This window comes from Streptomyces sirii (assembly GCF_045690365.1).
GTDB classification, from domain to species: Bacteria; Actinomycetota; Actinomycetes; order Streptomycetales; family Streptomycetaceae; genus Streptomyces; species Streptomyces sirii.
The window spans coordinates 4,384,573-4,409,344 of sequence record NZ_CP147982.1; the positions used below are offsets into that span (position 1 = coordinate 4,384,573).

Here is a 24,772-nt window from a genome sequence, read left to right on the forward strand (position 1 = left end):
GGGCGCGGACGTACCGCCTCCGACGCGTCCCCGGCGCCCGCGATCGGCCGTGCGGTCAAATGGTTCGCCAGTCGATTCGGTGAGGTGAGATCCTGGGGGACGTATGTCCAGTCAGCCTGCCTCCGCCCTGCCCAACGGCGCTGCCCCCACCCTGCCCTCCTTGCTGGAGCGTCTGCCCGAGCTGACGCTGCGCGATCAGCAGCGGCTGGGGCGCCGGCTCGACGGCGCGCGCCGGATCCGTAAGCCCGAAGCCCGGGCCGCCGTGCTCGCCGAGATCGCCGACGGCGTCGACGAGGCGGAGCTGCGGGTCGCCCAGCGGCGCGCCGCGGTGCCGGAGATCACGTATCCGGAAGAGCTGCCGGTCAGCCAGAAGAAGGACGACATCCTCGCCGCGATCCGCGACCACCAGGTCGTGATCGTCGCCGGTGAGACCGGCTCGGGCAAGACGACGCAGATCCCGAAGATCTGCCTGGAGCTCGGGCGGGGCGTACGCGGCCTGATCGGGCACACCCAGCCGCGGCGGATCGCGGCCCGTACGGTCGCCGAGCGGGTGGCCGAGGAGCTGAAGACCCCGCTGGGCGAGGCGGTCGGCTGGAAGGTCCGCTTCACCGACCAGGTCGGCGGCGACACCCTCGTCAAGCTGATGACGGACGGCATCCTGCTCGCCGAGATCCAGACGGACCGCGAGCTGCGCCAGTACGACACGATCATCATCGACGAGGCGCACGAGCGCAGCCTCAACATCGACTTCATCCTCGGCTATCTGTCGCAGCTGCTGCCCCGGCGCCCGGACCTGAAGGTCGTGATCACCTCCGCGACCATCGACCCGGAGCGGTTCGCGCGGCACTTCGGCTCCTTCGCCTCTGTGGCCGCGTCCGCGGACGCCCCGGAGGGCGACGGCGGGGCCGAGAAGCCCGGCGCGCCGATCGTCGAGGTCTCCGGCCGTACGTACCCGGTCGAGGTGCGCTACCGCCCGCTGCTGGAAGAGGGCGGCCAGGACGCCGACCGCGACCAGATCACCGCGATCTGCGACGCCGTGGACGAGCTGCAGGCCGCCGGCCCCGGCGACATCCTGGTCTTCCTCTCCGGCGAACGGGAGATCCGCGACACCGCGGACGCGCTCAACAAGAAGGCGCTGCCCCGCACCGAAGTGCTCCCCCTGTACGCGCGGCTGTCACACGCCGAGCAGCACCGCGTCTTCCAGCGGCATACGGGCCGGCGGATCGTGCTGGCCACGAACGTCGCCGAGACCTCGCTGACCGTCCCGGGCATCCGGTACGTCATCGACCCGGGCATGGCCCGGATCTCCCGCTACAGCTACCGCACCAAGGTCCAGCGGCTGCCCATCGAGCCGATCTCGCAGGCCAGCGCCAATCAGCGCAAGGGCCGCTGCGGCCGTACGAGCGACGGCATCTGCATCCGCCTGTACTCCGAGGACGACTTCCTCTCCCGGCCCGAGTTCACCGACGCGGAGATCCTCCGTACCAACCTCGCCTCCGTCATCCTGCAGATGACCGCGGCCGGCCTGGGCGACATCGAGAAGTTCCCGTTCATCGACGCGCCCGACCGCCGCAACATCAAGGACGGCGTCGATCTGCTGAGCGAGCTGGGCGCGCTCGACGCCCGGCAGAAGGACCCCGGGAAGCGGCTGACCCAGCTGGGCCGGCGGCTCTCCCAGCTGCCGGTCGACCCGCGGCTGGCGCGGATGGTGCTGGAGGCGGACCGCAACGGCTGTGTCCGCGAGGTCATGGTGATCGCGGCGGCGCTGTCCATCCAGGACCCGCGCGAGCGGCCCTCCGACAAGCAACAGCAGGCCGATCAGCAGCACGCCCGCTTCAAGGACGAGAGCTCCGACTTCCTCGCCTTCCTCAACCTCTGGCGCTACGTCCGCGAGCAGCAGAAGGAGCTGTCCTCCTCGGCCTTCCGCCGGATGTGCCGCAGCGAGTTCCTGAACTACCTCCGGATACGCGAGTGGCAGGACATCTACTCCCAGCTGCGTACGGTCGCCAAGACCATGGGGATCCACCTCAACGAGGAGGACGCGGCACCGGACCGTATCCACACCTCCCTGCTGGCCGGTTTGCTTTCGCACATCGGACTGAAGAACGGCGGGACCGAGGGCGGGAAGGACGGGGCCGGCAAGAACGAGTATCTGGGCGCCCGCAGCGCCAAGTTCGCGGTCTTCCCCGGCTCCGCGCTCTTCAAGAAGCCCCCGCACTGGGTGATGTCCGCGGAGCTGGTCGAGACCTCCCGCCTGTGGGCGCGGGTGAACGCCAAGATCGAGCCCGAGTGGGTCGAACCCCTCGCCCAGCACCTGGTCAAGCGCACGTACAGCGAGCCGCACTGGGAACAGAAGATGGCCGCGGTGATGGCCTACGAGCGGGTGACCCTCTACGGCGTCCCGATCGTCGCCCAGCGCAAGGTGAACTACGGCCGGATCGACCCGGAGACCTCGCGCGATCTGTTCATCCGCAACGCCCTGGTCGAGGGCGACTGGCGTACCCACCACCAGTTCTTCCATGACAACCGCAAACTGCTCGGCGAGGTCGAGGAGTTGGAGCACCGCGCCCGGCGCCGCGACATCCTCGTGGACGACGAGACGCTCTTCGACTTCTACGACCAGCGCATCCCGGCGGACGTCGTCTCCGGGGCGCACTTCGACTCCTGGTGGAAGCAGAAGCGCCGGGACGAGCCGGAACTGCTCAACTTCGAGCAGTCGATGCTCATCAACGAGTCCGCCGAGGCCGTCACCAAGGACGACTACCCGGACTCCTGGCGCCAGGGAAAGCTGAAGTTCAAGGTCACCTACCAGTTCGAGCCGGGCGCGGACGCGGACGGCGTGACCGTCCACATCCCGCTCCAGGTGCTCAACCAGGTCTCCTCCGAAGGCTTCGACTGGCAGATCCCGGGCCTGCGCGAGCAGTTGGTGACCGAGCTGATCCGGTCGCTGCCCAAGCCGATCAGGCGCAACTACGTCCCGGCGCCGAACTTCGCGGCCCGCTTCCTGGACTCCACGGTGCCGCTGCAGGGCGCCCTGACGGCCTCTCTGGCGGCCGGGCTGCAGCGGATGGTGGGCGTCCCCGTCGAGGCCGCGGACTTCGACCCGAGCCGGATCCCCGACCACCTCAAGATCACCTTCCGGGTGGTCGACGAGCGTCGCCGCAAGCTCGCCGAGGCCAAGGACCTGGAGGCGCTGCGGCTGAAGCTCAAGCCGAAGACCCGCGCGGCGATCTCCAAGGCCTTCGAGCAGGCCGCCGAACGGCCCGCCAAGGGCGGCAAGGGCCGCGCCGGCGAGGGGGCGGCCACGGCCGGCCCGGAGCAGCGCACCGGGCTGACGTCCTGGACGATCGGCGCACTGCCGCGCACCTTCGAGACCCGGCGCGCCGGCCAGCCGCTGAAGGCCTACCCGGCGCTGGTGGACGAGGGCAGCAGCGTCGCCGTACGCCTCTTCGACACCGAGGCCGAGCAGCTGACGGCGATGTGGGCGGGCACCCGCCGCCTCATCCTGCTCAACATCCCCAGTAACCCCGCCAAGTTCGCCCAGGACAAGCTGAGCAATCAGCAGAAGCTCGCGCTGTCCCGTAATCCCCACGGCTCGATCGGGGCGCTCTTCGAGGACTGCGTGACCGCCGCCGCCGACCGCCTGATCGCGGCCCGGGGCGGCCCGGCGTGGGACGAGGAGTCCTTCCGCAAGCTGTTCGACGCGGTCCGGGCCGATCTGGTGGACGTCACGCTGAAGACGATCCAGCAGGTCCAGGAGGTGCTCGCCGCCTGGCAGGCGTGCGAGCGCCGGCTGAAGGACACCACCTTCCCCTCGCTGCTGCCCTCGCTCGCCGACGTCAAGGAGCAGCTGGCGGCGCTGATCAAGCCGGGCTTCGTGACGACGCACGGCGCCAAGCGGCTGCCGGACCTGATGCGCTATCTGGTGGCCGCCGACCGCCGGCTGCAGCAGCTGCCCACCAACGCCGAACGGGACCGCACCCGGATGGCGAAGGTCAAGGAGATGCAGGACGAATACGCCTGGCTGCTGGAGCAGTTCCCGCCGGGCCGCCCGGTGCCGGCCGCGGCCCTGGAGATCCGCTGGATGATCGAGGAACTCCGGGTGAGCTACTTCGCGCACGCTCTGGGGACCGCGTATCCGGTCTCCGACAAGCGCATCGTGAAGGCGGTGGACGCCGCGGCGCCCTGACCGGCGGGTGGCCACCGGTATCGAGTTCGACCGCACCCCCTGACCTGCTGTACAGTCTTGCTTCGCAGCCCGCCGCAAGCGGAAAGCAAACGCAAGGTCCTGTGGAGCAGTTTGGAGTGCTCGCCACCCTGTCAAGGTGGAGGCCGCGGGTTCAAATCCCGTCAGGACCGCAATCGGCCCGCATCGTCAGCGATGCGGGCCGCTTCTTTTTTGCGGCCCTTCGAACGGTCACCGCCCGCCGACGCCCATGGCCCTCCCACGTTCACAGGCTTCCGGCGTTCACAACTTCCGCTCTTTTCGGCCGTCCCTCCGTGGCGCCTCCTCCCCGCCGCGTGGCGCTGCCTCCCACGCCCGTGAGGCGGCGAGGAGGCGACGGGAGGCAAGCCCCCACCACGGAACGGCCGAGAACACGCAAAGCAGGCACAGCGCAGCGTGACTGCTTTGCCGCCCGCTGTATTGACGGCGGGCGCCCCCGCCGGTACTCACATGGGAAGGTGTGGGGCCGGGGAGGGGTTCGCGATGACGACTGCGGTACGGCACGAGACCAGGGCGCTGCTGAGGGCACATCTGTCCGCGGCCACGGGCTACCGCCATCTGACGCGGCACTGCCCCATCTGCCACCAGCTGCTGCGGCTCGCCATGGAGCCGCACACGCCCCGCCCCGGGCACCCGGCGCCCGCGTCCGCCCCCGCCCCGTCTCCGGCCGCCTCCGAGCCGCCCGCGACCGAGGACAAAAGTCCCGCCACCCGGTGACCAAGGGCGCCTGCGCCACCGCCCGCGCGGTGGCAGGCTGTTGAGCGAGGACGGGGAAAGTTCACTACCCCAGGGGACGTATCGGCTTCAAGCGACGCGCCGTGTGACGGGTGTCACCGAACAAGTTTGACGGGCCAGGGAACTTACACCCTCCCTACAACCAGTCAATTTAATATATGCAATTGCACCACCCTCGAACGGGTTCAAAAGGGAGCCGCGGGGTCCGCGCGGAAAGGCCCTCCACGACCCCCTGAAGGCCCCCTGGACGCCGCCATGGGTGACTCCGGCGGCACGCCGGCCCAACCGCCCCGACGGGCCCGGGAGCGGCCGCACACAAAAAAATCGCGCTGGACCCGGCGGAGTCCAGCGCGATCGATGACGTACCCAGATGGAGCGGGTGAGGGGCCTGTTGGGGCAGACACCGCGTCGTATGGAGCTATATGGAGCGTGGGTGGAGCAGGTCGAGCTAGGTGGTGCGAAGTAGGCGTTTTCGGGTTGGGGGCCCCGAAAACGGCCTGGTTATGCGGTTATTCAGGCCTCGCTGCGCTGCTGCGGGATACCCGCGAGCAGTGCGCGGACCTCAGCCTCGCGGTAACGCCGGTGTCCTCCGAGCGTGCGGATGGACGTGAGCTTGCCTGCCTTGGCCCAACGGGTGACCGTCTTCGGGTCCACGCGGAACATCGTGGCAACCTCGGCAGGGGTCAGCAGCGGCTCGGCGTCAGGGGTGCGAGCGGTCATGAGCGGCCTCCTCGGGAGAACCGAACCATCACGGTTCTTTCCTCTAAATTCTGCACCTTGACCCACGTTGCCCGAAATGGCGGACGCGGGCCGAGTCGGTTATAGGACGAACGGCTTGTCCTCGGCACTACAACTACACCATCTGTCCAGCCACGTCGGCCAAACCGATGGAATTGCCCTCTCAGGTGTTCAACCTCGGCGGATGCCGATGGACCGTGCCATAGCGGACAGTCACACGGCCGTGACGATCAGTCACAGCGTGATCAGTCGCCACAGACCCCTCAAGGACCGCAATACCGATCTACCCGCCCTTAGTTGGACGGAAGGAGCCCAGGTCGGGCTCCTTGTCCTATTTTGGCACGAGGGTGCGCCTTGGCCGCAAGACCCGAAGTCAGTGCTTTAGGTCACGCTTGAGGCAATCGCCCGGTTAAGGACCTACGTCCCTTACCGCCCGACCACCGAAAAGCGAACACCGCTCTTCCGCGCCCCGAACCTTCGGCATTCTCGACCCTCAGCTGGAGAACTGGCGTTCGCGCACCGCACGCCACCGCTGAGAAAGCTTCTCGTACGCGACCCCGGCCCGCTCGCCGTCCCCCTCGCGCAGCGCCGCCAACCCCTCCGCCACTTCCGCGGCGGAACGGTCCTCGGCGAGCTGCCCCTCGGGCACCGCGTGCACCAGCCCTCCGTAGTCCAGCTCCACGAGCGAACGCGGATGGAATTCCTCGAGCCAGCGCCCCACATCTACCAGGCCGTCGATCAGCAGCCCCTCTTCCAGGGCGTCCCGCAGCGTACGCAGCCCGCGCGCGACCCGGCGTCTGGCCTGGACCATCGGCGTCCGGTAACGCAGCACAGGCGACCGCTCACCCTTCGTGTACTCCCGCTCGCCGTCGTCGAAGAGGACGAACCACCGGACCGGTACGTGCCAGGACGCCCCGCGGATCCAGGGCCGGGCGTCCGGATTGCGCTCCCGCCACCGCTCGTAGTCGGTGGCCGCCTGCCGGCGCACCACCGGAGGGAGCGCCGCGTCCAGCACGGCCGTCGGCAGCAGCTCCTCCAGACCCTCCAGGGCCTGCCAGCCGCGCAGCCGGGTGCGCCACGGGCAGACGCAGATCACCTCGTTGACGACGGTGACGAACGCGTCCGCGCTCTCATGGACCGGCACCGGCACCGGCGGGGTCGGCAGCAGATCGGCCAGCGCCCGGCGCTGCTCGTCCTGGGCGGTGGGGGTGTCCGCCCGCTTGGCATAACGCGCCCAGTGGGAGCGCTCCGGCTCGGGAAACGCTGCCAGCGGCTCATAGACCCGTAGATATGCCATGTACGGGACCTTCACCGACGACGCCACGGCCACGCCCGCTCCTCCATAGGGAAGTCCACTGCCGGGAGACGCGCCCAAGGGCCCCGGCCGGCCTGCGATACGACCAGATCGTCCCACGTCCGTCCCCCGGGAGAGGGTGATCCTCGGCACCTGACGGATCAACCCGCCCCGCAGGTCTTACGCTCTTTTCAACCGGCCCTCCCCACCCACAGGAGGGCGTCCTTCGCGACTTATGGGAGTCACCACAGTGACTGACGTACGTCCGGCCCCCGCCGGCACCGACGGCGGCGTTCTGCACACCCTGTTCCGCACGGAGCAGGGGGGCCATGAGCAGGTCGTTCTCTGCCAGGACCGCGCCAGCGGCCTGAAGGCAGTGATCGCCATCCACAGCACCGCCCTGGGGCCCGCCCTCGGCGGCACCCGCTTCCACGCCTACGCCTCCGAGGAGGAGGCCGTAGTGGACGCCCTGAATCTGTCGCGCGGTATGTCCTACAAGAACGCCCTCGCCGGGCTGGACCACGGCGGCGGTAAGGCCGTGATCATCGGTGACCCCGATCTGATCAAGACCGATGAACTGCTGCTCGCCTACGGCCGGTTCGTGGCCTCCCTCGGGGGCCGCTATGTCACCGCGTGCGACGTCGGTACGTACGTCGCCGATATGGACGTCGTCTCCCGTACGAACAAGTGGACCACCGGCCGCTCCCCGGAGAACGGCGGCGCCGGGGACTCCTCCGTCCTGACCGCCTACGGCGTCTTCCAGGGCATGCGCGCCTCGGCCCAGCACGCCTGGGGCGACCCGACGCTGCGCGGCCGCAAGGTCGGTATCGCGGGCGTCGGCAAGGTGGGGCACCTCCTCGTCGAGCACCTCCTCAAGGACGGTGCCGAGGTCGTGATCACGGACGTGCGCGGTGCGTCGGTGGAGCGGGTCCTGGCCGATCACCCGCAGGTCACCGCGGTGGCCGACACCGAGGCGCTGATCCGCACCGAGGGCCTGGACGTGTACGCGCCGTGTGCGCTGGGCGGGGCGCTGAGCGACGACTCGGTGCCGGTGCTGACCGCGAAGGTGGTGTGCGGCGCGGCCAACAACCAGCTCGCGCACCCGGGCGTCGAGAAGGACCTGTCCGACCGCGGCATCCTCTACGCGCCCGACTACGTCGTGAACGCCGGCGGCGTCATCCAGGTGGCCGACGAGCTGCACGGCTTCGACTTCGACCGCTGCAAGGCCAAGGCCGCCAAGATCTTCGACACCACGCTGGCGATATTCGCTCGTGCGAAGACCGACGGCATTCCGCCCGCCGCGGCCGCCGACCGGATCGCCGAGCAGCGCATGGCGGAGGCGCGGCACGTCTGACCGAGCGCCCCGACCGGCGGAGCCATTCGGCCTCGTCGGCCGGAAACACGGCCTTGCGCGGCCCGCCACGGGTGGTCGAGGAGACATCCCTCACCACCCGTCGGCGGGTCGCCGTACGGGACAGGTTAAAATCGCAGTTGACCAGCGGGGACGGGGCGCCTTGCCGGTCATGCCGAGCGGCGGGTGATGCGGGCGACGTACCGTATGGCCGCGGAAGCAGGTACCGTTAAAGCCCTACGGGCCGGTCTCTCTGTCGAGAGCCCGCTCTGATCCATGAACGCGTGTCAAGACTCTGGGGCCATCGAGCCCCGTCATTGAGGGGGTCGACCCATGGGGCGCGGCCGGGCCAAGGCCAAGCAGACAAAGGTCGCCCGCCAGCTGAAGTACAGCAGCGGTGGGACGGATCTCTCACGACTGGCCGACGAGCTGGGTGCATCACCGTCGAACCAGCAGCCTCCGAACGCAGAGCCGTTCGAGGATGACGAGGACGACGACCCGTACGCACGGTACGCAGATCTGTACAACAAAGACGACGACGATGAGGACGAGGGCGACTCGTCCCAGCAGCGTCGTCGCGCTTGACGCGCCGTGCGCCAGCGGCACCCATAACAGCATCACGGACCCGGTCCTGGGCATCGCCCGGACCGGGTTCTGTGCTGCCCAGAAGTCCGCTGTCACAGCAGAGACTGCCGGTGCGGCGTGAACCGCTGATGCGGTGGCCGCACCGACGACTGCCGGTGCGGCCCAGGTGATCAGCCGGCGTAGTCACCGGTCAGGGTCACGGCCTCCGCGTGGTCACCGCGCTCGACGATCTCGCCGCTGATCCAGGCGTCCACGCCGCGGTCGGCGAGGGTGGTCAGGGCGACGTCCACCGACTCCTGCGGAACGACGGCGATCATGCCGACGCCCATGTTCAGGGTCTTCTCCAGCTCCAGGCGCTCGACCGAGCCGGCCGTGCCGACCAGGTCGAAGACCGGGCCCGGCGTCCAGGTGGAGCGGTCGACCGTGGCGTGCAGCTCGTCCGGGATCACCCGGGCGAGGTTGTTGGCCAGCCCGCCGCCGGTGATGTGCGAGAAGGCGTGCACCTCGGTCGTCCGGGTCAGCGCCAGGCAGTCCAGCGAGTAGATCTTGGTGGGCTCCAGGAGCTCCTCGCCGAGCGTGCGGCCGAACTCCGGGACCTCACGGTCCAGGGTCATGCCGGCCCGGTCGAACAGCACGTGGCGGACCAGCGAGTACCCGTTCGAGTGAAGTCCGGACGAGGCCATCGCGATCACCGCGTCGCCCGTACGGATGCGATCCGCGCCCAGCACCCGGTCCGCCTCGACGACGCCCGTACCGGCGCCGGCGACGTCGAACTCGTCCGCGCCCAGCAGCCCGGGGTGCTCCGCGGTCTCGCCGCCGACCAGCGCGCAGCCGGCCAGCACACAGCCCTCGGCGATGCCCTTGACGATCGCGGCGACCCGCTCGGGGTAGACCTTGCCGACGCAGATGTAGTCGGTCATGAACAGCGGCTCGGCGCCGCAGACGACCAGGTCGTCGACGACCATGCCGACGAGGTCGTGGCCGATGCTGTCGTAGACGCCCATCTTCCGGGCGATGTCGACCTTGGTTCCGACGCCGTCGGTGGCCGAGGCCAGCAGGGGACGCTCATAGCGCTTGAGGGCGGACGCGTCGAAGAGGCCGGCGAAGCCGCCGAGCCCGCCGACGACCTCGGGGCGGGTGGCCTTCTTCACCCACTGCTTCATCAGGTCCACGGCGCGGTCGCCGGCTTCGATGTCGACGCCCGCGCTCGCGTAGCTGGCACCAGTGGTCTCGGACATGGCGGAGAACTTTCGTGTCGTGTGTGTACGAGCTCTACGGGCGACGCAGAGCATCGGCGCCGCCGACCCCGGCCGTGAGCGTCTGGACGCCGTCCACGTCGGACTTGGTCGGCGCCGCGGTCTCCGACTCCAGGAGGTGCTTGCCCAGCAGCTCCGGGTCGGGCAGCTCCATCGGGTACTCGCCGTCGAAGCAGGCCCGGCAGAGGTTCGGCTTGTCGATCGTGGTCGCCTCGATCATGCCGTCGATGGAGATGTACGCGAGCGAATCGGCGCCCAGCGACTTTCCGATCTCCGCCACGCTCAGCCCGTTGGCGATCAGCTCCGCGCGGGTGGCGAAGTCGATGCCGAAGAAGCAGGGCCACTTGATCGGCGGCGAGGAGATCCGGATGTGGACCTCGGCGGCGCCGGCCTCGCGGAGCATCCGCACCAGCGCGCGCTGGGTGTTGCCGCGGACGATCGAGTCGTCGACGACCACCAGGCGCTTGCCGCGGATGACTTCCTTGAGCGGGTTGAGCTTGAGGCGGATGCCGAGCTGGCGGATGGTCTGCGAGGGCTGGATGAAGGTCCGGCCGACGTAGGAGTTCTTGACCAGGCCGGATCCGTAGGGGATACCGCTGGCCTCGGCGTATCCGACGGCGGCGGGGGTGCCGGACTCCGGCGTCGCTATCACCAGGTCGGCGTCGGCCGGGGCCTCGGCGGCCAGCTTGCGGCCCATCTCCACCCGGGAGAGGTACACATTGCGGCCGGCGATGTCGGTGTCCGGGCGGGCCAGGTAGACGTACTCGAAGACGCAGCCCTTGGGGCGGGCCTCGGCGAAGCGGCTGCTGCGCAGACCGTTCTCGTCGATGGCGACCATCTCGCCGGGCTCGATCTCGCGGATGAAGCTGGCACCGCAGATGTCCAGGGCGGCGGTCTCGGAGGCGACCACCCAGCCGCGCTCCAGGCGGCCCAGGACCAGCGGGCGGATGCCCTGCGGGTCACGGGCGGCGTAGAGCGTGTGCTCGTCCATGAAGCAGAGCGAGAAGGCGCCCATAACCTTGGGCAGGACGCGCGGGGCGGCCTCCTCCACGGTCAGCGGCTTGCCGTCCTCGTCGACCTGGCCGGCCAGCAGGGCCGTCACCAGGTCGGTGTCGTTGGTGGCCGCGACCTGCGTCGCGCGGCCGCCCTCGCGGGGCAGCGCGGCGACCATCTCGGCCAGCTCGGCGGTGTTGACCAGGTTGCCGTTGTGGCCGAGCGCGATCGAGCCGTGCGCGGTGGCACGGAACGTCGGCTGGGCGTTCTCCCACACCGAGGCACCGGTGGTGGAGTAGCGGGCATGGCCCACGGCGATATGGCCCTGGAGGGAGCCGAGCGAAGTCTCGTCGAAGACCTGGGAAACCAGGCCCATGTCCTTGAAGACGAGGATCTGGGAGCCGTTGCTCACTGCGATGCCCGCGGACTCCTGTCCACGGTGCTGCAGCGCGTACAGCCCGAAATAGGTGAGTTTGGCGACCTCTTCACCCGGAGCCCAGACACCGAAGACGCCGCAAGCGTCCTGGGGGCCCTTCTCGCCGGGGAGCAGGTCGTGGTTGAGTCGTCCGTCACCACGTGGCACGCCCCCGAGTCTAGGGCAGGTCGCGGATTCATCCGAACCGGGGATGGGTGCGGATCTGGAGGAGTGCATGAACGGCGGGCGAGGTGCACTTGACGTGAGCACGGCCATACGGACCGGATTCCCGCCCCCTGCAGACCCCACAGCCCTTGGCGCGCCTGGCCAGTCGCCGGGTGCGCCGCCGCGCCGAGCACCCCGTACGACGGCGTCGTGCCGGCTTCGGGCGCACCACCGGGGACGCCTGCCACTGAGCGAGGACGTGGTGGCCGCGGGTAACGGCGCGCGCGTCCACCCGCCCTCGGCACCCGCACTGAGCTGCACCTTCTCGCGCTTTCAGCCGCTCACCCCGTATGGCGGGTTTTCCGTGTATGCGGCTTATATCGCATACACGCTCTCGCGCCGCCGTGTGAGATACGCGACGCCCCGCGGAAGGGGGGAGGTCGTAGGAACGGCGCCCGCTGACGGCCCGCCCGGGCTTCAGCTCATCACGGGCAGATACGCCGCGAGGTCGGCCCGCTCGCCGCTGGCGGTGACCTGCGCGGCGGCCAGCTCCTCGGCCCAGGTCGTACGGCCGGTCGCCAGGCGGATCCAGGTGAGCGGGTCGGTCTCGACGACGTTCGGCGGGGTGCCGCGGGTGTGCCGGGGGCCCTCGACGCACTGGACGACGGCGAACGGCGGCACCCGGACCTCCACCGACCCGCCGGGCGCCTTGGCGGCCAGTGCGTCGGCCAGCAGCCGGGTGGTGACGGCCAGAGCCTGGCGGTCGTAGGGGATCTGCACGCCGGTCGCCGCGGCAAGGTCGTCGGTGTGGACGACCAGCTCGACACAGCGGGTCACCAGAAAGTCGGCCAGCCGCATCGCGCCGACCCGGGTGGGCAGCGGCCGGTCCTCGAAGGAGGGCGGCACGGCCTCGGCGAACTGTTCGGCCGTGCGCGCGAGCAGCTCCACGGGCTCGTCGGCGGCGACGGCCCGGGTGTCGTCGTCGATGCCGGAGGCCAGCGGCGCGGTGGCGAACGGCCAGTCGAGCAAGGCGGTGTCCGCCGGAGCCGGGGCCGGCTGCCGGAGACCGCGCGCCACACTGCCGACCGCCATGGACAGATGCGCCACCAGTTCCCGCACCGTCCAGTCGCCGAGCCGGGTCGGCAGCGCGAACTGCTCCGGCGCCAACTCCCCCACGGCCGTGCGCACCTGCGCGAACTGCGCGATGACCGCGGCGCGGGTCTTGGCGGGGTCGTAGCTACGGGTGCGGGACGTACCGCGGGCGGGAGACATGGGCCGAGGGTACTGGCGGCTCCACCCCCGAAACCTCCCCTTTTGGGGACGGGAGGTTTCGGGGGTGGAGGGAGCCTCGATCCGCAGGGCCTGACGCCATCCCGGCCGGCCGATCAGCCGGCCGGGCATGAGGCGCCAGGCGGTCAGGCACTCAGGCGATCAGGCCGGGAATGGTGCCTTCGTGGGCGGTGCGGAGCTCGCTCAGCGGGATGCCGAACTGCCCCTGGATGTCGATCTCTTCGCCGTCGATCACACCGATCCGGGTGGCCGGCAGCCCCCGCGCACCGCACATGTCGGTGAAGCGGAGCTCCTCGCTGCGCGGCACGGCGACGATCGCCCGGCCCGCCGACTCGGAGAAGAGCAGGACGAAGGGGTCCAGCCCGTCGGGCACGACGAGGCGGGCGCCCTTGCCGCCCCGCAGGCACGACTCCACCAGCGCCTGGATCAGGCCGCCGTCGGAGAGGTCGTGCGCCGCGTCGATCATGCCGTCGCGCGAGGCCGAGATCAGGATCTCCGCCAGCAGCTGCTCGCGGGCCAGATCGACCTTCGGCGGGAGCCCGCCGAGGTGGTCGTGCACGACCTGCGACCAGGCCGAGCCGCCCAGCTCCTCCCGGGTGTCACCCAGCAGGTAGATCAGGTGGCCCTCGTCCGCGAACGCGATCGGCGTGCGGCGGTCGACGTCGTCGATGACGCCGAGCACCGCGACCACCGGCGTCGGGTGGATCGCCACGTCACCGGTCTGGTTGTACAGCGAGACGTTGCCGCCGGTGACCGGCGTGCCCAGGGTCTGGCAGGCGTCGGCGAGACCGCGGGTGGCCTCGGCGAACTGCCACATCACCGCCGGGTCCTCGGGCGAGCCGAAGTTCAGGCAGTCGGACACCGCCAGCGGCTTGGCACCGGACGCGGCGACATTGCGGTACGCCTCGGCCAGCGCCAGCTGGGCACCCGCGTACGGGTCGAGCTTGGCGTACCGGCCGTTGCCGTCGGTGGCCACCGCCACGCCGAGGTTCGACTCCTCATCGATCCGCACCATGCCGGAGTCCTCCGGCTGCGCGAGCACGGTGTTGCCCTGGACGAACCGGTCGTACTGGTCGGTGATCCACGCCTTGGACGCCTGGTTGGGCGAGCCCACCAGCGTCAGGACCTGCGCGCGCAGCTCCTCGGCGTTCGCCGGCCGCGCCAGCTCGGCCGCGTCGTCCGCCTGGAGGGCGTCCTGCCACTCGGGGCGCGCGAAGGGCCGGTGGTAGGTCGGGCCCTCGTGGGCGACGGAGCGCGGCGGTACGTCCACGATCTGCTCGCCGTGCCAGAAGATCTCCAGCTGCGAGCCGTCCGTCACCTCACCGATGACGGTGGCGATGACGTCCCACTTCTCGCAGATCTCCAGGAAGCGGTCGACCTTGCCGGGCTCGACGATCGCGCACATCCGCTCCTGCGACTCGCTCATGAGGATCTCCTCGGGCGAGAGGGAGGAGTCGCGCAGCGGCACGGTGTCCAGCTCGACGCGCATACCGCCGGAGCCGGCCGAGGCCAGCTCGCTGGTGGCGCAGGACAGCCCGGCGCCGCCGAGGTCCTGGATGCCGTCGACCAGGTTCTCCTTGAAGATCTCCAGGGTGCACTCGATGAGCAGCTTCTCCTGGAAGGGGTCGCCGACCTGGACGGCGGGCCGCTTGGCGGGCTTGCTGTCGTCGAAGGTCTCGGAGGCGAGCACGGAGACGCCGCCGATGCCGTCGCCGCCGGTGCGGGCGCCGTAGAGGATGACCTTGTTGCCGGCGCCGGACGCCTTGGCGAGGTGGATGTCCTCATGCTTCATCACGCCGACGCACAGCGCGTTGACCAGCGGATTTCCCTGGTAGCAGGGGTCGAAGACGACCTCGCCGCCGATGTTGGGCAGGCCCAGGCAGTTGCCGTAGCCGCCGATGCCGGCGACGACGCCCGGCAGGACGCGCTTGGTGTCGGGGTGGTCCGCGGCACCGAAGCGCAGCGGGTCCATCACGGCGACCGGGCGGGCGCCCATCGCGAGGATGTCGCGCACGATGCCGCCGACGCCGGTGGCCGCGCCCTGGTAGGGCTCGATGTACGAGGGGTGGTTGTGCGACTCGACCTTGAAGGTGACCGCGTAGCCCTGGCCGACGTCGACGACGCCGGCGTTCTCCCCGATGCCGACGAGCATTGCGTCGTTCTCCGGGGCCTTCTCGCCGAACTGCTTCAGATGGACCTTGCTGCTCTTGTAGGAGCAGTGCTCGGACCACATGACGGAGTACATGGCGAGCTCGGCGCCGGTGGGACGGCGGCCGAGGATCTCCCGGATGCGCGCGTACTCGTCCTGCTTCAGGCCCAGTTCGGCCCACGGCTGGTCGACGTCCGGCGTCTCGGCGGCGTGCTTGACCGTGTCCAGCGTCATGCGTTGACCAACTTCTTCAGGATCGAGGTGAAGAAACCCAGCCCGTCGGTACGACCCGTACCGATCAGCGGCTCGACGGCGTGCTCGGGGTGCGGCATGAGGCCGACGACATTGCCCGCCTCGTTGGTGATGCCGGCGATGTCGCGGAGCGAACCGTTCGGGTTGCCGTCGAGATAGCGGAAGGCGACCCGGCCCTCCGCCTCCAGCTCGTCGAGGACCCGCTCGTCGGCGACGTAGCGGCCGTCGATGTTCTTCAGCGGTACGGAGATCTCCTGGCCGGCCGAGTAATCGGTGGTCCAGGCGGTGTCCGCGTTCTCCACCCGCAGCTTCTGGTCGCGGCAGATGAAGTGCAGATGGTTGTTGCGCAGCATGGCGCCCGGCAGCAGGTGGGTCTCGGTGAGCACCTGGAAGCCGTTGCAGATGCCCAGGACCGGCATACCGGCCTTGGCCTGCTCGATAACGGTCTCCATCACCGGCGAGAATCGGGAAATGGCCCCGGCCCGCAGGTAGTCGCCGTAGGAGAACCCGCCGGGCAGCACCACGGCGTCGACCTGCTTGAGGTCCTTGTCGCGGTGCCACAGCGGCACCGCCTCGGCGCCGGCCACCCGGACAGCGCGCTGGGTGTCGCGGTCGTCGAGCGTGCCGGGGAAGGTGACGACTCCGATACGAGCGGTCATGATCCGGCCTCGGCCGGTTCGTCGACGCGAACGGTGAAGTCTTCGATGACGGTGTTGGCGAGGAAGGTCTCGGCCATCTCTTGGATGCGAGCGAGGGCCGCGTCGTCGACCGGACCCTCCACCTCAAGTTCGAAACGCTTGCCCTGACGGACGTCGGCGATCCCCTCGAAACCCAGGCGTGGCAGTGCGCGCTGCACCGCCTGCCCCTGCGGGTCGAGGATCTCCGGCTTGAGCATGACGTCGACTACGACGCGTGCCACTGGCACTCCCGGTGGTGTGGTGCGTAAGGCGGTGACATCACAGTACCGCGTTCGAAAATCTACGCGCATAGATATCCTGGGCGCCCGATCACGGTCCGGTATCGACGGGAGTGCACCCCAGGGAAAATTCTCGAAAAGATCCAGAGTCGGGATTGCGGGAAGACACGCTGACAAAATTAACTGGGCTTCACAATGCAATGCCCATCGCTGTACAAATGAAAAAGCATTGATCCCAATCAGCCGGATCCGGAGCATCACTCCATGTCAACAAGGGGTTGCTCCACGAAAGGACCGATATCCGTGGCGCAGCGCGTAGTAGTAACGCTCTCCGATGACATCGACGGAGGAGAAGCCGCAGAGACGGTCGCCTTCGGTTTGGACGGGAAGTCGTACGAGATCGACCTCAATCCCGCCAATGCGAAGAAACTGCGCGGCGCGCTCGCTCCCTTCGTCGAGGCCGGCCGCAAGCGGGCCAAGTCCGGCAAGGCCTACCACCGGACCGCGGTGACCCCCGACCCCGCGGCCGTCCGCGCCTGGGCCCGTTCGAACCAGATGGACGTCCCGCCGCGCGGCCGGATCCCGAAGAAGGTCTACGAGGCCTTCAACGCCGCCAATCACTAACCGACTTGCCGGCGTCCCGCGGAGCGAGCACAGCCGACTTGCACAGCACCCCTACTGATCAGCTAGAGTCTGGAGCACGCCGAGGGGCGAGGCCGGAAGGCCGGACCTCACGGAGTCACGCGGGTGTAGCTCAGTAGTAGAGCGCCCCCTTTCCAAGGGGGAGGCGCAGTGTGCAATCCCTGTCACCCGCTCTGACAGTCTCGACCTCTCCAATGGATCAGGTAGAGTAGCTGTCGCGCCGCTCGGTGAAAGCCGAGTGGATGCCTGCGGACGTAGCTCAGTTGGTAGAGCGCAACCTTGCCAAGGTTGAGGTCGCGAGTTCGAGCCTCGTCGTCCGCTCCAGAAAGAAAAGGCCCCGGTCATCGTGACCGGGGCCTTTTTGTCGCCAGTGGTGGTTTCCGCCCCGAGGCTCGGCCCCCGGTGACGGGCCAGGCCCCGCCGGCCGAGTGCCTTTGCCCGGCCGGCGTCTTTGCGGACGTCCCCTAATTCGGTTTCCGGTAGATCGCGACGTACATCGGCGACCCGACGACGTACGGCGTGCCGGCCCGGTCGGCGCTGCGGCGGACGGGCTCCAGGCCCACCTCGGCCGCGTGGGAACCCACCTCGCCGGGAGCTGTGAGACGGCTCACCTCGGCGCCGATGCGGAAGGTGCCGTTCGCCAACGACGGCGGCGCCGGACTCGGCGACCGCGGCCCGCAGGCACTGGAGCGTCTCGGGCGAGGAGTCCACGCCCACGACGGAGCCGATGCCGGCGGCGGGGCAGTGCGATCCGGGCCGGTGCCGACGCCGAGTTCGAGGGCGGCGCCGGGGCCGGGGCCGGATCCGGGGCCGGGCATCAGGCCGGACCGTCGGCCAGGCCGCCGGGTCCGACTCCTGGATGTGCCGGCGCACGCAATCCCGCAGCAGCCGGAAGGGGACGGACTACGGGGCCCACTCGCCCATCGCGCTGACGTACAGGGCGAATTGGCCGCACAGGTCGAAGACCGCCTTGCTCTCGCGGCGGCGCGGGAACCACACGGCCTGGGTCCGGGTGCGCACGGTGATCTCCGAGGCCGGGCGCCACCGCGACTGCTCGCCCGAGGTGGACAGCGTCCGGTACAGCAGGTGGTAGGCGTACCGGGCGGGGTTCGGGGCGAAGAAGCGCCAGTTCGGGATGAGCATGCTGAAGGGGTCGTACTGGCGCAGCCGGTCCAGGGTGGAGTTCGGGTGCCAGCTCAGGACGGCCGCGGTGAACCAGCCGGCCGGGCTCGCCTCGGCCGCGCACCGAGCGATCTCACTGCGCGGTGACTGCGGCTTCACCGGAGGTGGGCCGGGAGGCTGTGGACGCCTGCGGTGCGGGCGGCCGGGAGCCGTGCACCGCGTACAGCACCGCCGGGTGGCCGGGAGCCGTGCACCGCGTACAGCACCGCCGAGTAGGTCGCCAGGAACGCACAGACGAACCGGGACGGCCCCATCACCCGGGCGTTGACCACGTGGAAGGTCGCCGTTGTGGCCGGCATGACGGCGGCGTAGCGGCCGGCGCGCAGGAAGATCAGGGAGAAGGTGGATTCTCGCGGTTGCTCGGACTTTCTCGGCACTTCTCGATCTACCCCGGTATTCGCGACCCCGGCCGGTGAAGGCCGCAGGTCCGTGACCAAACGAAGCCGGTCCCGCCCGACCCGATAGGCCTGGAGGAAATCGGGCCACCAGCAGCTCATCACGATTGCGGTGGCCGCTCCATTGCCTCTTGGGCTATGCCGCTTCCGGCCGGAGGGCGTCATGAGGGACGGCGGCGAGCAGGGCCACCTCAAGTCGGAGCCGGACGCACAACTTGCGGGTGATGCCGGCCAGATGGGCCCGCACGGTGCGCTCGGCGACACCGAGGTGCCGGGCCGGCAAACGGTTCGCGGGGCCGCCGCCAGGAGCAGCAGCGCCTCGCGCTCGCGGGCCGTGAGAAGTCCGAAGTCCGGCGCCGGGAAGCGCCGGACGCCCCTGATCGGCGCCTTTGCCGACTGCCGCGTCACTGCGCTTTCCAGGAGAGCTGATGAGACCGGCTCGCAGCAATGGATTCCGCGCCAGTATGTGCACCCGAATCGCAGAGCTCCCCCGCGATCATTCCCGGTCCACTGCGCCTCAACGAGTACTACACGGGTTCGCGCATGGGTCGTGCATCGGGGGAATTTCCCCGCCTTCCCCGTAACGGCCCCTGCCAGGGGCGATCAAGCAAATAGGAACAAATCCCCCTTTTCCAAGGAGGCGGCAGCGGACGCGCGTCGGATGGTGGGGCCGACGGGCGCAGGGGACATGGGATCGCGGCCGGGTCGGCGTGTGTACGGCCGTGGCCGGCGGGGTGCGGTGGTGGCCTGTGCCCGGTCGAAGGGGGCCCGTGCGTGGTCGAAGTGGCCTGTGCGCGGTCAACGTGGCCTGTGCGCGGTCAACTGACATTTGTCATCTATAGCGATGACACCGCTCACCGGTCTTCCCGTCGATGGCACGGGAGTCTTGAGCCATGAAAACCGGGGAATTCGGCGGAACCGAGACCGTGATCGAGGTCGGCGGACTGCGGCGGCGCTATGGGACGTCGGGCAGGGGCCGCAGCGGCGGGGGCAGGGGGAGCAACGGATCTGGACCGCGCGGGGGGCGGCCCAGGTCCGTTGCCGAGGGGGGCGGGGAACGCAGCGGGGGCAGGCAGGGATACGAAGCCGTGCGCGGCGTCGACTTCTCGGTCGCCCGCGGGGAGTTGTTCGCGCTGCTGGGGACCAACGGGGCGGGCAAGACCTCCACTCTCGAACTGCTGGAGGGGCTGGCCCCACCGAGCGACGGGCAGGTGCGGGTGCTGGGACACGACCCGTACAGGGAGCGGGACAAGGTACGGCCGCGGATCGGGGTGATGCTCCAGGAGGGCGGTTTCCCCTCGGAGTTGACGCCCGCCGAAACCCTGCGGATGTGGGCCGGCTGCACCAGTGGCGCACGGCCGGTGGACGAAGCGCTGGCGATCGTCGGGCTGACCCCGCGCAAGGACGTACGGGTCAAGCAGCTCTCCGGCGGGGAGCGGCGCCGCCTGGACCTGGCGCTGGCGCTGCTGGGGCGGCCCGAGGTGCTGTTCCTCGACGAGCCGACGACCGGGCTGGACGCCGAAGCGCGGCACGAGACCTGGGAGTTGGTGCGTTCGCTGTGCGACGTCGGGACGACAGTGCTGCTGACCACGCACTACCTCGAAGAGGCCGAGGAGCTGGCGAACCGGCTGGCGATCATGCATGCCGGGCGGATAGCCGCGACCGGGCGGGTCAGTGAGGTGGTGGCCGCGCAGCCGTCCCGGGTCTCCTTCGAGTTGCCCGCCGGGTTCCTGGTGGGCGATCTCCCGCCGCTGGCGGAGCTGGGGGTCACCGGGCACGAGCAGAGAGGGCGCACGGTGCGGCTGCAGACCGGTGAGCTGCAGCGGGCCGCTACCGGGCTGCTGGTCTGGGCCCGCGACAAGGGCGTCGAACTGCACGGCCTGGACGTGCGGGCGGCGTCGCTGGAAGAGGCGTATCTGCAGATATCGCGCGGCATCGACGACGGCACGGACAGCGGTTTCGAAGGCGGGTTCGGGAACGGAATGGAGAAGGGGGCGGAGAGCAAGTGAGTGTTGTCGGCGGTGAGATGGGAGCTCGTACGGGAGCGCGGGCGAGCGGCGCGACGAGCGCGGCGGGGCGACTGATCGCGCTGGGACGGGCGGAGCTGACGCTGCTGGGGCGCAGCAAGCTCATGATCTATTCGGGGGTGTTCGCTCCCCTGCTGATCACGTATGGCATGAAGGCGTACTTCAGCGAGCAGTTGGATCCGGAGAAAACCGGGCTGTCCATCGGAGCGCTGATGCTGCCCGCGGCGCTCGGTATGGCTCTGCTCATGGCCGTCTACAACAACCTCGTCGGGGTGTATGTGACCCGGCGTGAGGACCTGGTCCTCAAGCGGCTGCGGACCGGTGAGTTGGCCGACTGGGAGATACTCGCCGGCGGCGCGCTGCCGGCCGTGCTGATCACGCTGGCGCAGTGCGTGCTCTATGTGGCCGGCGGCAGCCTGGTGCTGGGGGTGGGGATGCCCAAGGCTCCGCATCTGGTCGCGCTGGGCATCGTGATCGGTGTGGTCGTGATGGCCGGACTGGCCGCCCTCACCGCGGGCATCACCAAGTCCGCGGAGGCCGCACAGCTGACGCCGACCCCGCTGTTCATGGTGTCGCTGGTGGGATCGGGGGTGTTCTTCCCGCTGGCGATGCTGCCGGACCGCCTGGCCCAGGTGCTCGAACTGCTGCCGCTGTCCCCGGTGATGGGGTTGCTGCAGGCCGGATGGACCGGTGGAGCCGCTCCGGGTGAGACGGTGAAGCAGCTGGTCATCGGGTTGGTGTGGAGCGGAATCGCGGTGTTTGCTGGACAGCGGTGGTTCCGCTGGGAGCCACGGCGGTAGAGATGGACGACGAGGGCGGGGATCGTGTGATCGGGCGGGTGCGGCGGAAATGGCGGGGGCGCAGCACCCTGGTCTGGATCGACATCTACTCGCGTTGGATGCTCCAGGGGCAGCCATGGCTGAGCCTGGCCTTCGCCTCGCTGATGCTGGTGGTCCCGGACCACCTCACCGCCGCGCAACTCGCCGTCGTCCGCACCATCCTCGCGTTGGGCGCTCTGCAGGCCGTCGTGTTCGTGCCGCTGGGGCGCCGGGCACTGGACCGGTATATGGGGAAGGGGCCCGCGCCGTGGGGCCTGCTCGCCGTCTCGATGGTGCTGACCATCGCGGTGTTCGCCGCCCTGACCGCGCTCAGCGCGCTCGTCGGCCCGGCCGACAGCGCCAACGCCAGCACCCTCGGCATGCTGGTGGGCGGGACGATGGTGACGGCCCTGATACCGAGCGGCGCCGCACTGAGTCTGCTGATCCGCAAGCGGGTCTTCCTGGGGGGATGCGGCTTGTTCGCAGCGGCGCTGCTCCTCGCGGGCGGCGCGCTCAGCGGCGGCTGGCCGCTTTGGGGGATCGTGGCGGCGCTGGTGGTCACCGTAGGGCTGATGGCCAGCTCCACCGGGCGGTCCGTCGGCTGGTTCCTCGCCGTGATGTGGAAGCTGGAGGCCGCCCGCGACGTGCAGTCCCGCCTCGCCGTCGCCGAGGAGCGGCTGCGGTTCGGGCGGGACATGCATGACGTACTGGGGCGGAATCTGGCGGTGATCTCGCTGAAGAGCGAGCTGGCCGTGCAGCTGGCGCGGCGGGGGCGGGACGAGGCCGTGGACCAGATGGTGGAGGTGCAGCGGATAGCGCAGGAGTCGCAGCGGGAGGTGCGCGAGGTAGTGCGCGGCTATCGGGAGGCCGATCTACAGGTGGAGCTGGCGGGGGCGCGTTCCGTACTCCAGGCGGCCGGGGTCGGCTGCCAGATCGAGGGTGACGGCGGGGCCGGACTGCCGGCCGACGTGCAGTCGGCGCTGGGCTGGGTCGCGCGGGAGGGCACCACCAATGTGCTGCGGCATGCGCCGGACGCCGGATGCTGTGTGATCCGGACGCGGGTGAGCGCCGGGCAGGCGGTACTGGTGATGGAGAACGACGGCGCACGGGACGCCGCGCCGGGGCCGAACGCGAGCGGCGGGGGCAGCGGGCTGAAGGGCCTGCGGGAACGGCTCCTGCCGCTGGGGGGCACGCTGGAGGCGGAGCGGCGGCCGGGCGGCTCGTACCGCCTGACGGCGCAGCTTCCGGTGCCGGCCGCCGGCATACAGGAAGGCGGGGCGATATGAGCGGGGCACCGATCCGGGTGCTGCTGGCCGACGACGAGCATCTGATCCGGGGCGCGCTGGCCGCGCTGCTGTCCCTGGAGGACGATCTGCTCGTGGTGGCCGAGGCGGCTACCGGGCCCGAGGCGCTGGCGATGGCGCGAGCGCACCGGCCGGACATAGCGGTGCTGGATCTGCAGATGCCGGGGGCGGACGGTGTGGCGGTGGCCACATCTCTGCGGGGTGAGCTGCCGGAGTGCCGGTCGATGATCGTGACGAGCCATGGGCGGCCGGGCCATCTGAAGCGGTCGCTGGAAGCCGGGGTGCGGGGGTTCGTGCCGAAGACCGTGTCGGCGCAGCGGCTGGCGGAGATCATCCGCACCGTCCATGCCGGAAACCGCTATGTGGACCCGGAGTTGGCGGCGGACGCGATCAGCGCCGGGGATTCGCCACTGACCGTCCGGGAGGCGGAGGTGCTGGAATTCGCCGAGGCCGGGGCCCCGGTCACGGAGATCGCGGAGCGGGCGTCGCTGTCGCCGGGGACGGTGCGGAACTACCTCTCGTCGGCGACCGCGAAGCTGGGCGCGGAGAATCGTCATGCGGCGGCACGCCTCGCCCGCGAGCGCGGTTGGCTATAGTGGACCCCGCACCGCACGATGGCGACTGGTTTCAGGAGCCGTGACGCGGAGCATGCGGACGTAGCTCAGTTGGTAGAGCGCAACCTTGCCAAGGTTGAGGTCGCGAGTTCGAGCCTCGTCGTCCGCTCAAGGTGACAAAGCCCCCGGTCGGTGACCGGGGGCTTTTCCGTTAGGACCAGCTGAGGCCGGTGAGGCGCTCGTACGCCTCCAGATACTTGGCGCGGGTGTGCTCGACGACCTCGTCCGGGAGGGCGGGCGGCGGCAGCTCGCCCGTACGGTCCCAGGCCGTGGCGGGCGCGGTCAGCCAGTCGCGGACGAACTGCTTGTCGAAGGACGGCTGGGCGCGGCCCGGCTCCCACTGGTCGGCGGGCCAGAAGCGCGAGGAGTCGGGGGTGAGCACCTCGTCGGCCAGGGTCAGCCGCTCCCCGTCGAAGCCGAACTCGAACTTGGTGTCCGCCAGGATGAGGCCGCGCTCGCGGGCGATGTCGCGGGCCCGGCTGTAGATGGTGAGGGTGGCCTGCCGCAGCTCGGCGGCGTCCTCGGCACCGAGCTGACGGGCGACCTCCTCGTAGGAGACGTTCTCGTCGTGGTCGCCGACGGCGGCCTTGGTGGCCGGGGTGAAGATCGGCGCGGGGAGTTCGGAGCCGTCGGAGAGGCCTTCGGGCAGGGCCAGCCCGCAGACCGTACGGGACTGGCGGTACTCGACGAGGCCGGAGCCGGTGAGGTAGCCGCGGGCCACGCACTCGACGGGGACCATCCGCAGCGACTTGCAGACCAGGGTGCGGCCCGCCCAGTCGGCGGGCGCGCCGGCCGGGAGGTCGGTGGAGATGACGTGGTGGGGGGCCAGGTCGGAGAGCTGGTCGAACCACCACAGGGACAGCTGGGTCAGCACGCGACCCTTGTCGGGGATCTCGGTGGGCAGCACCCAGTCGTAGGCGGAGATGCGGTCGCTGGCGACCATGACCAGATCGCCGGCGGCGTTCTGGTAGAGGTCGCGCACCTTGCCGGTGTGGAGGTGGGTGAGCCCCGGGACCTCCACAGGCTCAGGCTTTTCTACAAAACCGGACACGCTTCCTCCGCGTAGGTTGATCCAGGAGTCGGTCTGATTCTCCCGTATACGGAGAGGCGACGCCGCATGGGGGCGGGGGCTCTGCTGGGGCGGCGGGCGGCCTCTGGTTCGGGGCGGGCGGCCTCTAGGGGGTGGGGGAACAGATCCCGTAGGGGTCACGCGGGCCCCCTGCGGGCCACAACGCGGTGGAGGCGGAGGGGATTCCCTTGTGGCGGGCGGGAGTCGGAGGGCGGGTGGGGGGCCGAGGCTGAATGCCGGACGGGCGGCTGGCTGGGGCCGAAGGCCGGGCGGGGCGAGTGGGTGGGGCCGAAGGCCGGCCGGGGTGGGTGGCTGGGGCCGAAGGCCGGCCGGGGTGAGTGGGTGGGGCCGAAGACC

General features: G+C 70.0%; 21 protein-coding genes and 4 tRNA genes. 13 read left to right on the plus strand and 12 right to left on the minus strand.

Going from position 1 to position 24,772, the window contains the following annotated elements:
- Positions 1 to 103 precede the first annotated feature (103 nt).
- The 3 genes from hrpA (at position 104) to WAB15_RS19620 (ending at position 4,942) form a co-directional block, all read left to right on the plus strand.
- Positions 104 to 4,189: an ATP-dependent RNA helicase HrpA gene (gene hrpA, locus WAB15_RS19610; RefSeq protein ID WP_399150378.1), complete on the plus strand. Its 4,086-nt coding sequence runs from the start codon at positions 104 to 106 to the stop codon at positions 4,187 to 4,189.
- Positions 4,190 to 4,284: 95 nt separating this feature from the next.
- Positions 4,285 to 4,359, plus strand: a tRNA-Asp gene (locus tag WAB15_RS19615).
- Positions 4,360 to 4,708: 349 nt separating this feature from the next.
- On the plus strand, positions 4,709 to 4,942 hold the full coding sequence (locus WAB15_RS19620; RefSeq protein ID WP_407287025.1) for a DUF6274 family protein: 234 nt from the start codon (positions 4,709 to 4,711) through the stop codon (positions 4,940 to 4,942).
- Positions 4,943 to 5,473: 531 nt separating this feature from the next.
- Here the strand turns inward: WAB15_RS19620 and bldC are convergent.
- Both bldC and WAB15_RS19630 read right to left on the minus strand, forming a co-directional pair.
- Positions 5,474 to 5,680: a developmental transcriptional regulator BldC gene (gene bldC / locus WAB15_RS19625; RefSeq protein WP_003949541.1), complete on the minus strand. Its 207-nt coding sequence runs from the start codon at positions 5,678 to 5,680 to the stop codon at positions 5,474 to 5,476.
- 511 nt (positions 5,681 to 6,191) lie between these two features.
- On the minus strand, positions 6,192 to 7,028 hold the full coding sequence (locus tag WAB15_RS19630; protein ID WP_399150380.1) for a hypothetical protein: 837 nt from the start codon (positions 7,026 to 7,028) through the stop codon (positions 6,192 to 6,194).
- Between the two features lie 199 nt (positions 7,029 to 7,227).
- Here WAB15_RS19630 and WAB15_RS19635 point away from each other — a divergent pair, with 199 nt between their 5' ends.
- Together WAB15_RS19635 and WAB15_RS19640 are read left to right on the plus strand one after the other, a co-directional pair.
- The gene (locus WAB15_RS19635; protein ID WP_399150381.1) at positions 7,228 to 8,346 is read left to right on the plus strand and encodes a Leu/Phe/Val dehydrogenase; all 1,119 of its coding nucleotides are present in this window, start codon (positions 7,228 to 7,230) and stop codon (positions 8,344 to 8,346) included.
- A gap of 330 nt (positions 8,347 to 8,676) precedes the next feature.
- The gene (locus tag WAB15_RS19640) at positions 8,677 to 8,928 is read left to right on the plus strand and encodes a DUF3073 domain-containing protein (RefSeq protein ID WP_399150382.1); all 252 of its coding nucleotides are present in this window, start codon (positions 8,677 to 8,679) and stop codon (positions 8,926 to 8,928) included.
- Between the two features lie 170 nt (positions 8,929 to 9,098).
- Here the strand turns inward: WAB15_RS19640 and purM are convergent, their stop codons facing one another.
- The 6 genes from purM to purS form a co-directional block, all read right to left on the minus strand.
- Positions 9,099 to 10,166, minus strand: coding sequence for a phosphoribosylformylglycinamidine cyclo-ligase (gene purM, locus WAB15_RS19645; RefSeq protein ID WP_399150383.1), 1,068 nt, complete (start codon positions 10,164 to 10,166; stop codon positions 9,099 to 9,101).
- A gap of 34 nt (positions 10,167 to 10,200) precedes the next feature.
- Positions 10,201 to 11,760: an amidophosphoribosyltransferase gene (purF, locus tag WAB15_RS19650; RefSeq protein ID WP_407287026.1), complete on the minus strand. Its 1,560-nt coding sequence runs from the start codon at positions 11,758 to 11,760 to the stop codon at positions 10,201 to 10,203.
- Between the two features lie 474 nt (positions 11,761 to 12,234).
- Positions 12,235 to 13,029 (minus strand): sterol carrier family protein, encoded by a 795-nt coding sequence (locus WAB15_RS19655; protein ID WP_407287027.1) that lies wholly within the window; start codon positions 13,027 to 13,029, stop codon positions 12,235 to 12,237.
- A 151-nt stretch (positions 13,030 to 13,180) separates the two neighbouring features.
- Positions 13,181 to 15,430 carry a phosphoribosylformylglycinamidine synthase subunit PurL gene (gene purL, locus WAB15_RS19660; RefSeq protein WP_407287028.1) on the minus strand — a complete coding sequence of 750 codons (2,250 nt, stop codon included), beginning with the start codon at positions 15,428 to 15,430 and terminating at the stop codon, positions 13,181 to 13,183.
- On the minus strand, positions 15,427 to 16,107 hold the full coding sequence (gene purQ / locus WAB15_RS19665; protein ID WP_399150387.1) for a phosphoribosylformylglycinamidine synthase subunit PurQ: 681 nt from the start codon (positions 16,105 to 16,107) through the stop codon (positions 15,427 to 15,429). Before purQ ends, purL begins: the two co-directional genes overlap by 4 nt.
- Positions 16,104 to 16,367, minus strand: coding sequence for a phosphoribosylformylglycinamidine synthase subunit PurS (gene purS, locus WAB15_RS19670; protein ID WP_393499192.1), 264 nt, complete (start codon positions 16,365 to 16,367; stop codon positions 16,104 to 16,106). Before purS ends, purQ begins: the two co-directional genes overlap by 4 nt.
- Before the next feature lie 300 nt (positions 16,368 to 16,667).
- Here purS and WAB15_RS19675 point away from each other — a divergent pair, with 300 nt between their 5' ends.
- The 3 genes from WAB15_RS19675 to WAB15_RS19685 all read left to right on the plus strand — a co-directional run bounded on the left by WAB15_RS19675 (position 16,668) and on the right by WAB15_RS19685 (position 17,330).
- Positions 16,668 to 16,988, plus strand: coding sequence for an Lsr2 family protein (locus WAB15_RS19675; RefSeq protein ID WP_026170169.1), 321 nt, complete (start codon positions 16,668 to 16,670; stop codon positions 16,986 to 16,988).
- Between the two features lie 119 nt (positions 16,989 to 17,107).
- Positions 17,108 to 17,179: transfer RNA gene (locus WAB15_RS19680), tRNA-Gly, on the plus strand.
- A 75-nt stretch (positions 17,180 to 17,254) separates the two neighbouring features.
- A tRNA-Gly gene (locus tag WAB15_RS19685) sits at positions 17,255 to 17,330 on the plus strand.
- Between the two features lie 140 nt (positions 17,331 to 17,470).
- Here WAB15_RS19685 and WAB15_RS19690 read toward each other — a convergent pair.
- From WAB15_RS19690 to WAB15_RS19700, 3 genes are all read right to left on the minus strand, one after another.
- Positions 17,471 to 17,617, minus strand: coding sequence for a hypothetical protein (locus WAB15_RS19690; RefSeq protein WP_399150388.1), 147 nt, complete (start codon positions 17,615 to 17,617; stop codon positions 17,471 to 17,473).
- A gap of 292 nt (positions 17,618 to 17,909) precedes the next feature.
- Entirely contained in the window at positions 17,910 to 18,287 is a 378-nt protein-coding gene (locus WAB15_RS19695; RefSeq protein ID WP_407287029.1) for a hypothetical protein, read from the minus strand.
- Positions 18,284 to 18,565 carry a hypothetical protein gene (locus WAB15_RS19700; RefSeq protein ID WP_407287030.1) on the minus strand — a complete coding sequence of 94 codons (282 nt, stop codon included), beginning with the start codon at positions 18,563 to 18,565 and terminating at the stop codon, positions 18,284 to 18,286. Before WAB15_RS19700 ends, WAB15_RS19695 begins: the two co-directional genes overlap by 4 nt.
- Positions 18,566 to 19,476: 911 nt before the next feature.
- Between WAB15_RS19700 and WAB15_RS19705 the strand changes: the two genes are divergently transcribed.
- From WAB15_RS19705 to WAB15_RS19725, 5 genes are all read left to right on the plus strand, one after another.
- On the plus strand, positions 19,477 to 20,592 hold the full coding sequence (locus WAB15_RS19705) for an ABC transporter ATP-binding protein (RefSeq protein ID WP_407287031.1): 1,116 nt from the start codon (positions 19,477 to 19,479) through the stop codon (positions 20,590 to 20,592).
- Complete coding sequence (locus WAB15_RS19710; protein WP_407287032.1) at positions 20,589 to 21,410, plus strand: ABC transporter permease; 822 nt, start codon at positions 20,589 to 20,591, stop codon at positions 21,408 to 21,410. Before WAB15_RS19705 ends, WAB15_RS19710 begins: the two co-directional genes overlap by 4 nt.
- 2 nt (positions 21,411 to 21,412) lie before the next feature.
- Positions 21,413 to 22,714, plus strand: coding sequence for a sensor histidine kinase (locus WAB15_RS19715; RefSeq protein WP_407287033.1), 1,302 nt, complete (start codon positions 21,413 to 21,415; stop codon positions 22,712 to 22,714).
- Positions 22,711 to 23,328, plus strand: a complete 618-nt coding sequence (locus tag WAB15_RS19720) for a response regulator (protein WP_399150395.1) — start codon at positions 22,711 to 22,713, stop codon at positions 23,326 to 23,328. The genes WAB15_RS19715 and WAB15_RS19720 overlap by 4 nt, the downstream gene beginning before the upstream one ends.
- Positions 23,329 to 23,382: 54 nt before the next feature.
- A tRNA-Gly gene (locus WAB15_RS19725) sits at positions 23,383 to 23,455 on the plus strand.
- A gap of 42 nt (positions 23,456 to 23,497) precedes the next feature.
- Here the strand turns inward: WAB15_RS19725 and WAB15_RS19730 are convergent.
- The gene (locus WAB15_RS19730) at positions 23,498 to 24,397 is read right to left on the minus strand and encodes a phosphoribosylaminoimidazolesuccinocarboxamide synthase (RefSeq protein ID WP_407287034.1); all 900 of its coding nucleotides are present in this window, start codon (positions 24,395 to 24,397) and stop codon (positions 23,498 to 23,500) included.
- Between the last annotated feature and the right edge of the window lie 375 nt (positions 24,398 to 24,772).